Consider the following 12,727-nt stretch of genomic DNA (forward strand, 5'->3'; position numbering starts at 1 on the left):
GAGATTGCTATAGATCTGCTCGGCGTTGGGTAAAATCCTGCCTATCCCTGAAGATCTCTGGTAGATATTTGCTAAGGTTGGGGGCAGAATTGCCCCTGTGGATGGTTTGAGAAGTTGATTTTTGAAAACTTTAAGAGGCTGAGGTCATGGCTCTGATCAAGCGTTCTATTCATGGAGTTGCGATGGCCCGTTTGGGCCGGTCCTTGACCATCGCGGCTCTAACCACCTTCGGGCTGACGGTATTAGTACCGGGGGCGATGGCCCAAGCCAACAATATTGACCCTCTAGAAGGGTTGGGCAGTAACAACGATGCCGGAGCCAATCTGTTTGGCGACAGCTCAAATCCCTTTGATCTGCTCCACCGGGCCATTCTGGCCCCTTCCATCAGTTCTGGAGAGTACCGAGTTCAGGCTGGGCGGCAAATTAGTACCGAAGCAGAAGCCTTCCGCCAACGTCAGCAAGAAGCCCTACGACAAGAGTCCGGGGTTGGGAGCCAGCCCATCGAGATCGAAGAGGAAACCTTCGACGGACTGTAGGCCAGCCTATGTAGAACTCGCCCAGACTTTTCCCTCTGGCTGGGTTTTGCAGGAAAAACTTGCTGGGAATCAGTGATCATCCATGATGAGTTATGGCCTCTAAAGGGAAAGGATTCCGGTTAGGTGTCCTAGGCATAGGCCAAAAAATCTGGCTGGGATACGGGGTAACCCTAGGCATTGCTATTGGTGGTGTGCTGCTGGGTATGGGCATTGGAGCCCATACCCAGCAGCGAGCCTTTGCGGTTGCCAATTGGGCACAGACGAAAGCGGAATTGCTGAATCGGTTGCGGACCAGCGTTCTGGAAACCCGTCTCCACGAATATCTGCTGTTCTCTGCCCTAGACAATCCAGAGAGTTTGCGCCAAGAGAGCGCTGTTTTTGCTGAATATAGCCGGGAAACCCAGTTGGCTTGGTGGGATCTTCAGGTCTTTTTAGCCGAGTCAGGTCCAGAGGCAACAGGGGAAGCGACGGCAGCCCTGTTTTCTGGGGACGCCACAGATCCCGAGCACAGCCATGGTTCTGAAGCGGAGCCCCATGGCCATGGAGATCACGGGCATGAAGATCACAGGCATGGCGGTAATCCTGAAGTCTCTCTTCCCCAGGTTATTGAGGCTTTTGATGCCAGCCTCACCGACTATTTGCAGCAGGTTGAAGCTCTAGACCGCCAGCTTTCCAACCCAGCAGGTCAGGGGACTGTATCTCAAGAAGCGGCAGAGATTGCCCTGTTGGCCCTGATCAACAGCGAGGCCGCTGCGGATCTCGATGACCTATCCCATGAGTTAGAGGATCTGACGGCAGCGGCCTACAATCGCTTGCAACAGACGCAGGCCACTCTGGATCAGGCCATTGTGCTCAACCGCTGGATTGTTCTGGGCAGCGTCACCCTATCCATTGGGCTAGCTCTCGTTCTGGGGCGCTATCTGAGCCATTCCCTCAGCCAACCCCTGCGACAGGTCACTGCGATCGCGCAGCGCATCACCCGCGAAGACAACTTTGCTCTCCAAGCTCCCGTCACCAGTCGGGATGAAATCGGCACCTTGGCAGCGGCCTTGAATGGACTGGCCCAACGGGTGCAGACCTTGTTGACAGAGCAGGAGGCTGTAGCCCAACAAAAACTGATCCAGAGCGAAAAAATGGCCGGCCTAGGGCAAATGCTGGCGGGGGTTGCCCATGAGATCAACAACCCAGTGAATTTTATCCATGGCAATCTTATCCACGCCCAGAACTATGTCACGGACTTACTCTCCCTGATCCATGCCTACGAAGCCGCTTTGCCTGAGATCCCCGATTCAGTCCAAGTGGTCGCCGAGGACATTGACCAGGAATTTTTAGAGGAGGATCTGCCCCAACTGCTCAAGTCCATGCAGATCGGTTCAGAGCGCACCTGTCAGATTGTCATGAGCCTGAAAAATTTCTCGCGCCTAGACAACGACACGAGTCACTCCGTCGATCTCCACGCCTGCCTCGACACCACGCTGTTGCTGCTCCATAACCGTCTCAAAAAGGGGGTGGAGGTGGTGCTCCAATACGGGGATATTCCTCTGATCGAGGGCTCCCCAGGATCGCTGTACCAAGTATTTATGAACCTGCTCAGCAATGCCCTAGATGCCTTCCAGGATGAGCCCCCGAACTCTCCCATCCTGACCATCACGACGGAACGGAGCGGTCCAGATCACGTGGCCATCCATATTGCTGACAATGGCCCCGGCATTCCTACGGAACACCAAGCTAAGATTTTTGAGGCTTTCTTCACCACCAAGCCAACGGGGGTGGGCACGGGCTTGGGACTATCCATCAGTCGTGAGGTGGTTGTGGAAAAACATCATGGCCAGATTAGCTGTCAGTCTAGCCCCGGCGCAGGCACGACTTTTACAGTGGAATTGCCCATCGTGCAGCCCGTGGAAACAGGGGAAGTATTACCACCGCAACAGGCCATGGGGGATGCTGTGACCCTCGCTGCCCGTTCATAACTTTGACCTATCTGGGCGGGAGTTTTAGACCAGCCCTGCCCAGACAGCAAGGTTGCTCCTATTTGCCGAAAGAGGCCATTATAGCGGTGGGTATTCACTGACCGGGAGCCACTATGCCTGCGGATACGCCTGGTCACTGGACCACTGAACAAGTATTAGCTCTGGCTCCCGATGCTGCCTCGGCTAAAAACGGGCGGGGGTTGGCGACTCAGCAGAAATGGCTCTCTTTGGGAGTCCATCACCCTGCGGTTTGGGGGGAATGCAAAGGCAGCGGCAAAACCCCTTACCGCACCCAAATTGATATCACTGAGCCTGCGTTTCGCTGTAGTTGCCCGAGTCGCAAGTTTCCCTGCAAGCATGGGTTGGGGTTGTTTCTGTTACTGGTGGAACAGCCGCAGGGTATAGCTGAAGGACCACCGCCGGATTGGGTGGCGGAATGGCTGGCGGCGCGAAAGGCAAGAACCGGCCCAAAGGGATCCTCTGAAGGTCAAGACAAGTCAGCCCAGAAATCCCCGTCAGCCTCCCGTGATGCCAAGGCCCAAGCAAAGCGGGCAGCAGCTCGGGAAGAGAAGATCAAAGCGGGCGTTGCTGAACTGCGCCTATGGTTGGCGGATCGGGTCCGGCAAGGATTAGCCACGTTACCCCAGGAGTCGTATCAGTTCTGGGATGGTATCGCCGCCCGAATGGTGGATGCCCAGGCTCCGGGGCTGGCGCGACGGTTGCGGAACATGGCGGGTATGGCCCATACCGGAGACGGGTGGTGCGATCTCATGTTGGCAGAATGGGGGCGACTCTATCTGCTGTTGGAAAGCTATGGGCGGATTGAAACGCTGCCTCCAGCGGTACAGGCAGATTTGCGATCGCAGATTGGCTGGACCTTGACCCAGGAAGAAGTCTTGACCACAACGGCGGAGTCGGACGTATGCTCCGATCTCTGGTGGGTGCTGGGCCAGCGGACAGAAGAAGAAGCGAAAAATCTCAAGGTAAGACGCACTTGGTTGCAGGGAGACGCCAGCGGTAAACAGGCGCTGCTGCTGGAATTTGCCCAGGGACATCGAACCTTTGAGCAGGTGTTGCCCAAAGGCAGCGGAATTCAGGCGGAGCTGGTGTTTTATCCCAGCACCTATCCCCAGCGGGCGGTGATCAAAACCCGGCAAGAAGGGATCTCCGAGACCCAGACTCCTTCTGGTCAAGGGTCGATTGAAACTGCGATCGCAGCCTATAGCCAAGCTTTTACCACCTGCCCCTGGCTAGACCACTTTCCCCTGTTGCTGATGGCGATGACGCCGATAAGGGTCGATGATCGCTGGCTGCTGCAAGATGCCCAAGGCGTCGTCTTGCCCTTAGCGAACCGACTCGAGTCAGACGCGAATTGGCAACTGTTAGCCCTGAGTGGTGGACATCCGGTCACGGTACTGGGGGAATGGGATGGCACTGAGTTAATGCCGTTAAGTGTGTGGGTCAAGGACGAATTTTATGGTCTTAGCAACTGATTCCCCCTGGCAGGCGGTGGTGGCTGCCGCCCTCATCGGCACTGATCGCCAGCCCTTTCAGCCCCCGAGTGCCCCAGGGGGGCTGGGTCAGGTATTGGCCCAACTGAGCCATCAACCGCCTGAAGTCGCCCTGCTGGCCACAGCGGCCACCTTGTCCCTCCATCGCCGCATCGGCTGGCTACCGACATCGGCCCCGCCCCCCACGGATGCCCCCTGCCCCGTCGATGATCGGCCCCCCTGTGGGCCACTGGCCTGCCGCTTCCTTCAGCAAATGTTGTTGAAACGGGAGGCTCAAGTCCTGCCCGAATGGCTGGAAACTGTCGCCCGGTCTGGGCAGCGCCTGCCCGAATCCTATTTGTCTCCCCTGCTGGCGCTGGGACAAAAACAAAAGGATTTACGCCCCTTCATCCTCCCGGTGCTGGGACGGCGGGGGCTATGGTTGGCGGCGCAAAACCCTGACTGGCACTATGGTCTGCCGCTCACTTCAGCCCATTGGCACACCGGCAGCATTGAGCAGCGGGTGGCCTATTTAGAGAAACTGCGATCGCAGGATCCCGACCAAGCCCGAACCCTCCTCTGCGAAACCTGGCCCGAGGAAGCCGCTCCGGATGCCCCCAAATTGCTGGAGGCATTACGAGCAGGACTTAGGATGGCAGATGAACCGTTTTTGGAAGCGGTACTGAAGGATCACCGCAAAAAAGCTCGCAATACGGCGGCCCATTTACTCACCTATTTACCCGACTCACGCTTGGCCCAGCGCATGGTGGCGCGGATTCAGCCGTTGATTTCGTTGACGGTGCAGGACGACAAGGTAGGGGCTATTTCAGTTACCTTGCCCGAGGTCTGCGATGGGGCGATGGAGCAAGACGGCATTGACCCCAAACCCCCAAAGTCCATCACTATCGGAGAGCGGGCTTGGTGGCTACAGCAAATTTTGGCGGCAACTCCCCTGACCTATTGGGAACAACAGGGGGAACTGCACGACAGAGTGGTAGTCGAAGCCTTTTTGCATCAGATCACAGGCCATGAATGGAGGAAGCCTCTCCATCGCGGTTGGTTAAAGGCCACCGAACGCCAAGGTAATCCCCGCTGGTCTTGGGCATGGCTGACCTACTTGGACACGCTCACCAACGTTGGAATTGATTCTAAGGACGTGCGGTGGCTAATGGACAACCTAACCGTTGAAGCGCGCCAGCAGTGGACCGCCCAGGCTAGCGATTGGTTACTCTCAGTGTTGGCAGAAGACCGAGAACCCTGGAGCCATGACCTAACCCGTTTAGCACTGGAAAACGTCTTGCAAACGCTGAACAGTCCTAAGGGCTCTACCTGGTACACCTTCGACATGCTCAAAGTCGCGGTTCTCTGTATCGACCCCAACTTTTTGCCGGAAGCGACGGCCATCTGTGGCCAGCTTCAGGCGGAGCCCCGTTTCCACGACTATTACGAGAAGGAACTGCAAAAGTTCTTGGCCATCCTTCAGTTTCGCCAGGAAATGCACCAAGCCTTTGCCGATCCATAACCTCTGTCTGCCTGTCCACCTCAGGAACCCTGTTCGCCTGCTCCGCTAGTACGATGCGACGACAAAATTTATCCTAAATACCCTATGGCAAGTGCAAAATCCAAGGCTCATTCGTCCGATCCTCAGTCCTCTCCGGCAGACTCCCCATCGGGGTTGCTGCGCCAACAGGCCGAACAGCAGTTTGCCGAGGAGTTGGCGGCGCTGGCCAAGACGGATACCCGACATCGGCCTCCGAATTGGCATCTATCTCCTTGGGCCGTGGCCCTCTATTTGCTAGGCGGCTCCTTAGAAAACGGGTTTGAAATTACCCCCAAGTATGTGGGCAATCGGCGGTTGATCGAAGTTGCGATCGCAACCCTGGCTACCGACCGCGCTCTGTTGCTCTACGGCGTCCCCGGCACCGCCAAATCCTGGGTCTCAGAACATCTAGCCGCCGCCATTTCTGGTACCTCCAAGCTACTGGTGCAGGGGACCGCAGGCACCAGTGAAGAAGCGATTCGCTATGGCTGGAACTACGCCCGCCTGTTGGCCGATGGCCCCTCCATGGCCGCCCTCACCGCCAGCCCAATGATGCGGGCGATGAACGATGGCAAAATTGCCCGCGTGGAAGAACTCACCCGGATTCCCTCTGACGTGCAGGACACCTTGATCACGATTCTGTCGGAAAAGCTACTGCCGATTCCCGAGCTGAATACGGAGATTCAGGCTGCCAAAGGCTTTAACGTTATCGCCACAGCCAATAACCGCGATCGCGGCGTCAACGAACTGTCCAGCGCCCTCAAGCGCCGCTTTAACACCGTGGTGCTGCCCGTTCCCAGCACCATGGAAGAGGAAGTCAGCATCGTGCATCAGCGGGTAGAGCAACTAGGCCGAGCCCTAGAACTCCCTGCCGAAAAGCCTGCCCTAGGCGAAGTCCAGCGCGTGGTCACCATCTTTCGAGAACTGCGTAACGGCGTCACTCTGGACGGCAAAACCAAGCTCAAATCCCCCAGTGGCACCCTCAGTCCGGCAGAGGCCATCTCCGTCGTCAACAGCGGCCTCTCCCTCTCCGCCCATTTTGGTGATGGCACCCTCAACGCCAGCGATCTGATGGCGGGGTTAATCGGGGCTGTCGTCAAAGATCCCGTGCAGGATCAGATTGTCTGGAAGGAATATCTGGAAACCGTCGTGAAGGAACGAGACGACTGGCAAGATCTGTACCACGCCAGCCGCGAGATGCTCTAGGAATTGCGATCAGCCCTAAGCCATGTCAGTTCACATTTTCGGTATCCGTCACCACGGCCCCGGTTCCGCCCGGAGCCTCTGTCAGGCACTCGCCCACCTCAAACCCGACATTGTGCTGGTGGAAGGGCCACCCGATGCTGAAGCAATGCTGCCCCTGCTGGTGCATCCCGAGATGCAGCCCCCGGTGGCTCTGTTGGTCTATGTACCTGACTGCCCCCAACAGGCGGTTTACTATCCCTTGGCTGTCTTTTCCCCGGAATGGCAGGCGATTCACTATGGGCTGACCCAGCAGATTCCAGTCTGGTTGATCGACCTGCCCCAGGCCCATCGGTTTGCCCTCGACACCAGCGACAGCCCGGAAACCCCGGAAACCTTAGATCGCAGCGATCCCCTACGTCTCCTGGCCCAGGCCGCAGGCTATCAAGACAGCGAGCACTGGTGGGAAGATCTGGTGGAGCAACGTCGGGACAGCACCGACTTGTTTGCCGCCATCCTAGAGGCAATGACGGTTCTGCGGGCCGAAGTGGAGCAAGCAGCGGTTCATCCGGCCAAAGGGGAATCCTTGCCGATTGAACCTTCAGAAATTCAAGCCTCTCCAGGGGAACAGTCCGTAGGGGAGCCCTCAGAAATTCAAGAGTTTCCAGAAGAACAGTCCGTAGGGGAACCTTCAGGAATTCAGCCAGAAGTTCAAGCATCTCCAGGGGAGCCAGGGGCTTCACCGCAACTGCTGGAGGCTCAGCGAGAAGCCTATATGCGGCAGCGCATTCGGGCGGCTCAGAGGCAGGGCTTTGAAACCATTGCTGTCGTCTGCGGTGCATGGCACGCCCCTGCCCTAGCGACTATGCCCACCGCAAAAACCGACACGGCGCTGCTGAAGGGCTTACCCAAACTGAAGGTGACCGCCACCTGGATTCCCTGGACCTACCGCAATTTAGCTAGAAGTAGCGGCTACGGCGCAGGGATTGAGTCGCCGGGATGGTATGAGCATTTGTGGCAGCAGGGGGAAGCGGCGGAATCTGGCCAGGACTTTGCTCAGGCATCTATTCAGGGATCTACTCAGGGAACCGACGCTAGAACCAGCTCGATTCACTGGATGACTCGGGTGGCGCGTCTACTGCGCCAACAGGACTTAGATGCCTCTTCCGCCAGCGTGATTGAAGCCGTGCGACTGGCAGAGACCTTGTCGGCTCTGCGCGATCGCAGTTTTCCCGGCTTGAGCGAACTGAACGAAGCTGCCCAAACGGTGCTGTGCTTTGGCGATACCCTGCCTTTGCGGGTCATCCACAACCAGCTCATCGTCGGCCAACGGCTGGGGCAAGTTCCTGCCGAAACCCCGATGGTGCCTCTCCAGCAAGACCTGTTTCGCCAGTTAAAGCGGCTGCGGCTAAAGCCCGAGACCGCCAATACGGAGCTAGATTTAGACCTACGTAAACCCATGGATTTGGCGCGATCGCACCTGCTCCACCGGCTTGTGCTGCTGGGGCTGACCTGGGCTCGCTATCGTGACGCCACCAGGACCAAAGGGATGGGAACCTTCCGCGAGTCTTGGCATTTCTCGCAGTGGCAGCCGGAATTTGCCCTGCGCCTGATTGAAGCTGGGATTTGGGGGAATACCCTGGAGCAAGCCACCACGGCCTGGACCTGCGATCGCGCAAATCGAGCCACCCTGCCAGACCTGACCCATCTGATTGAGCAAACCCTGCTGGCCAACCTGCCCGAAGCGATCGCCCATTTGATCACCCGGCTGGAATCAGAAGCGGCAATCGCCAGCGACATCACCCACCTGATGGCGGCCCTGCCCCCCCTGGTAAACGTGATGCGCTACGGCAATGTGCGGCAGGTAGACACGATCATGGTGGCTCCGGTGGTGGAAGGGCTAATCACTCGGATTTGTATTGGCCTCCCCCTGGCAGCAGTGTCCCTGGACGATGGAGCCGCCGCCAATCTATATCAACTGCTGATCTCGGTGCAGGGTGCGATCGCACTGCTCCAGCACCCCGATGCATTGGCCCAATGGCAACAGGTTTTGGCCCAACTCAGCGACCAGCAGGGACTCCACGGACTGATTGCAGGGCGCTGCTGTCGCCTGCTCTTTGAGGCCGGATTTTTCTCGCCAGAGGAAACCAGCCGCCGCCTGGGGTTTGCCCTATCGATGGCCACCGATCCGCCCCAAGCCGCCGCCTGGATAGAAGGGTTTTTATCCGGCAGCGGGCTGCTGTTGCTGCATAACCCCGCCCTCTGGGAGGTCTTAGAGGATTGGGTGATGCAGCTTTCCCCCGAGGGCTTCACCGCCACCTTGCCCCTATTGCGTCGCACCTTTGCCACCTTTGCTGCGCCAGAACGACGACAGATGGCTGAACGGGTACGCCAGGGTCAGACCCGTTCTCAGGGGAATGCCAAATCAAATGCCTTTGATTGGCATCGTGCCGATGCTGCCCTGCCCCTGATTACCCAGCTCCTTGGACTACCCATCCCATGACCGACGCCCTGAGTGCCCTAAACCAAGAACGACTACGCCGCTGGCGGCTCATCCTAGGCGCGGAGACTAGCGCTGGCGGCACAGCGGGCGACAGTGAGGTTTCCCTCGGCGTCGCCGATAGGGCGATAGATCAAACCCTGGAAGCTCTCTATGACTGCGATCGCAAGGGGAGCCTAGGAGCCTCCTCCCCTCGGGTGGCCCGCTGGCTGGGGGATATTCGCACCTACTTCCCTCCCTCAGTGGTCAAGGTCATGCAGCAGGATGCCCTAGAACGGCTGAACCTGCGTCAAATGCTGCTAGAGCCCGAGCTGCTAGAAGCCATGGAACCAGACGTGAATCTGGTGTCGAATCTACTGGCCTTCAGCAGCATCATGCCAGCAAAAACAAAGGAAACAGCCCGCCTCGTAGTACGGCGAATCGTCGATGACCTGATCCGAAAGCTAGAGAATCCGACCCGACAAGCGATCGCCGGTAGCCTCAACCGCGCCACCCGCAACCGTCGCCCCCGCCACAACGAAATTGACTGGCACCGCACTATCCGCGCCAACCTCAAGCATTATCAACCCACCCTCCGCACCATCATCCCCGAAACCCGCATTGGCTATGGCCGCAAACGTACCGCCCTGCGAGACATTGTCCTCTGTGTAGATCAAAGCGGCTCCATGGCGACCTCAGTGGTCTATGCCGGAATTTTTAGCGCCGTGATGGCGATGATTCCCGCCATGAAAACCCATCTGGTGGTGTTTGATACGGCGGTGGTGGATTTAACTGACCTGCTGCAAGATCCGGTAGAAGTTCTGTTTGGCATCCAGCTCGGGGGCGGCACCGACATCAACCGGGCGCTCACCTATTGCCAGAGCCTGATTCGCAATCCCCAGGACACGATTTTGGTCTTGATCAGTGATCTGTTTGAAGGGGGCAATGCAGCGGAAATGCGCCAGCGTGTCTCTTCTCTGGTCCATTCCGGTGTCCAAATGATTACCCTGCTGGCCCTGAATGATGACGGCGTTCCCTGCTATGACGGCACCACGGCCCAATTTATGACCACCCTCGGCATCCCTGCCTTTGCCTGCACCCCCGATCGCTTTCCTGACCTGATGGCCGCCGCCATCAAGCGCCAAGATTTGAGACAATGGGTCGCTGCTCAGCAGTGAAGGGCTTTGGCTTTGGGCTACCATGGTTCTTTGCGGTTTTGTAGTCATTAGCACCATGAGTCAGGGCACCCTGTTCGACAAGGTTTGGGATTTACATACGGTGGGGACACTGCCCTCGGGGCAGACCCAGCTCTTTATTGGCCTCCACCTCATCCATGAGGTGACCAGCCCCCAAGCCTTCGCCATGCTGAGAGAACGGGGGCTGAAGGTGCTGTTTCCCCAGCGGACGGTGGCAACGGTGGACCACATTGTACCAACGGAAAACCAGGCCCGTCCCTTTGTGGACACCCTGGCGGAGGAGATGATGCAGGCTCTGGAGCAAAACTGCCAAGAGAATGGCATTACCTTCCACAACATTGGCTCTGGCAACCAGGGCATTGTCCATGTCATTGCGCCAGAACAGGGACTGACCCAGCCCGGTATGACCATTGCCTGCGGTGATAGCCACACCTCCACCCACGGGGCCTTTGGTGCGATCGCATTTGGCATTGGCACCAGTCAGGTCCGGGATGTCCTGGCCTCCCAAACCCTAGCCCTAGGGAAACTCAAGGTCCGCCGCATTGAAGTCAACGGCGACCTAGGACCGGGAGTCTACGCCAAAGACGTGGCCCTGCACACCATCCGCACCCTGGGGGTAAAGGGGGGGGTGGGCTATGCCTACGAATACGGCGGCAGCACTATTGAGGCCATGTCTATGGAGGAGCGCATGACCCTCTGCAACATGTCCATCGAAGGGGGAGCCCGCTGTGGCTACGTCAACCCCGATGGCATCACCTACGACTATCTGCGGGGGCGGGACTTTGCCCCCAAAGGCGCGGATTGGGAGCGGGCGGTGGCCTGGTGGAATGCCCTCCGCAGCGACGCCGATGCGGTCTATGACGATGTGGTCACTCTAGATGCGGCGACCATTGCCCCCACGGTGACCTGGGGTATCACCCCCAGCCAAGGGGTCGGGGTGGATGAGGCCATCCCCACACCAGAGGAGATGGCCGAGGGCGATCGCGCCATCGCCCAGGAAGCCTACGCCTACATGGATCTACAACCGGGCGTCCCCATCCTGGGCACCCCAGTGGATGTGTGCTTCATCGGCAGTTGCACTAATGGCCGTATTAGTGATTTGCGCGAAGCCGCAAAGGTGGCCCAGGGGCGCTCGGTGGCCCAGGGTATCAAAGCCTTTGTGGTGCCCGGTTCTGAACGGGTGAAGCAGCAGGCCGAGGCGGAGGGGCTGGACAAAATCTTTGAGGCGGCTGGCTTTGAGTGGCGGGAGGCAGGCTGCTCTATGTGCCTCGCCATGAATCCCGACAAGCTCCAAGGCCGTCAAGTCAGCGCCTCTTCCTCAAACCGCAACTTCAAGGGGCGGCAGGGATCCTCTTCGGGGCGGACGTTGCTGATGAGCCCAGCCATGGTGGCCACCGCCGCCATTGAGGGCAAGGTGGGGGATGTGCGATCGCTGTTAAGCGCGCCAGCCATTGCCCCTGCACCCAGCGCTAAAGCTTAACGGCTTGTTAATATTGGCATCGTCACCTGTTAATAAACAGCACCCACCATAGCCAGTAAGCATATCTGTCGGCAGCTTGTTGCGACTTCCCTCAAGGACTGGGGGACGGATGATCCCTTTGGTTGTCATCCCACGGCAAAACTGCGATCGCCTGTCGGGGACTGCTTGCTGCGATCAAGGTGATTTCTGTGCTGGCAAAATCCTCACTGCTGCCGTCTCGACCCCTATCTCCCCTAACCGCTCGGAGCTTTGTGGCGGTGCTAGAGCAGCTCTATCAGGAGCGCACCCTAGCCCCCTACCGAGCGGGTCAAGCCATTCCCCTCCGCCTGGAGGAGGTGCTGGTGATCTGTCGTGGTGTCGTGCAACTCTTCACCATTCAACAGGACGGTAGCGAAACTCTCCTGGGATTGGCAGGGCCATCTATGCCTGTGGGTCTCCCCCTGACTATTGTTCATCCCTACTGGGTCACAGCGCTCACCGATGTGGATGTGCTGCCCCTGCCCATGGTAGAGGTGGAACAGTCTCCGGTGTTGATGGCAGGATTGTGTCGCCATTTGATGCTGCGCCTACAACAAACCGAGGCATGGTTAGCGCTGTCGGGCAAGCGGCTAGTAGCGGATCGCCTCCGGCAACTGCTGTGTCTGATAGCCGAAGAATTTGGCCAAGTGGAACGGGAGGGGGTCCGCATTCCCGTGCGCCTCACCCATCACCAACTGGCGAATGCCACCGGCACCACTCGCGTTACGGTGACCCGATTGCTCAAGGATTTTAAGGCCGAGGGCTGGCTTCACATCCACCAGCGGTACCTGATCGTGGCCCTAGACGAGATCAAGACCACCACTGGTCTGTTCTAG

Annotated in this window: 9 protein-coding genes; all 9 read left to right on the top strand. The window is 58.2% G+C overall.

Translation table 11 applies throughout. From position 1 onward, the window contains the following. Positions 1 to 146 precede the first annotated feature (146 nt). Positions 147 to 536, top strand: coding sequence for a hypothetical protein (locus LEP6406_RS0207195; protein WP_008314910.1), 390 nt, complete (start codon positions 147 to 149; stop codon positions 534 to 536). 92 nt (positions 537 to 628) lie between these two features. Then, positions 629 to 2,506 carry a sensor histidine kinase gene (locus tag LEP6406_RS26950; protein ID WP_008314907.1) on the top strand — a complete coding sequence of 626 codons (1,878 nt, stop codon included), beginning with the start codon at positions 629 to 631 and terminating at the stop codon, positions 2,504 to 2,506. Positions 2,507 to 2,619: 113 nt separating this feature from the next. Next, the gene (locus LEP6406_RS0207205) at positions 2,620 to 3,999 is read left to right on the top strand and encodes an SWIM zinc finger family protein (RefSeq protein WP_008314904.1); all 1,380 of its coding nucleotides are present in this window, start codon (positions 2,620 to 2,622) and stop codon (positions 3,997 to 3,999) included. Then, positions 3,983 to 5,518 carry a DUF5691 domain-containing protein gene (locus tag LEP6406_RS30055; RefSeq protein ID WP_008314903.1) on the top strand — a complete coding sequence of 512 codons (1,536 nt, stop codon included), beginning with the start codon at positions 3,983 to 3,985 and terminating at the stop codon, positions 5,516 to 5,518. Before LEP6406_RS0207205 ends, LEP6406_RS30055 begins: the two co-directional genes overlap by 17 nt. An 84-nt stretch (positions 5,519 to 5,602) precedes the next feature. Continuing rightward, positions 5,603 to 6,742: an ATP-binding protein gene (locus LEP6406_RS0207215; RefSeq protein WP_008314901.1), complete on the top strand. Its 1,140-nt coding sequence runs from the start codon at positions 5,603 to 5,605 to the stop codon at positions 6,740 to 6,742. 22 nt (positions 6,743 to 6,764) lie between these two features. Next, positions 6,765 to 9,221 (top strand): DUF5682 family protein, encoded by a 2,457-nt coding sequence (locus LEP6406_RS0207220; protein ID WP_008314900.1) that lies wholly within the window; start codon positions 6,765 to 6,767, stop codon positions 9,219 to 9,221. Next, positions 9,218 to 10,375 carry a VWA domain-containing protein gene (locus LEP6406_RS0207225; RefSeq protein ID WP_008314898.1) on the top strand — a complete coding sequence of 386 codons (1,158 nt, stop codon included), beginning with the start codon at positions 9,218 to 9,220 and terminating at the stop codon, positions 10,373 to 10,375. The genes LEP6406_RS0207220 and LEP6406_RS0207225 overlap by 4 nt, the downstream gene beginning before the upstream one ends. Before the next feature lie 55 nt (positions 10,376 to 10,430). Next, positions 10,431 to 11,873 (top strand): 3-isopropylmalate dehydratase large subunit, encoded by a 1,443-nt coding sequence (gene leuC / locus LEP6406_RS0207230; RefSeq protein ID WP_008314895.1) that lies wholly within the window; start codon positions 10,431 to 10,433, stop codon positions 11,871 to 11,873. A 122-nt stretch (positions 11,874 to 11,995) separates the two neighbouring features. Further along, positions 11,996 to 12,727, top strand: coding sequence for a Crp/Fnr family transcriptional regulator (locus LEP6406_RS0207235; protein WP_263971145.1), 732 nt, complete (start codon positions 11,996 to 11,998; stop codon positions 12,725 to 12,727).

Source organism: Leptolyngbya sp. PCC 6406 (assembly GCF_000332095.2).
In the GTDB taxonomy this organism is placed as follows: domain Bacteria; phylum Cyanobacteriota; class Cyanobacteriia; order Phormidesmidales; family Phormidesmidaceae; genus PCC-6406.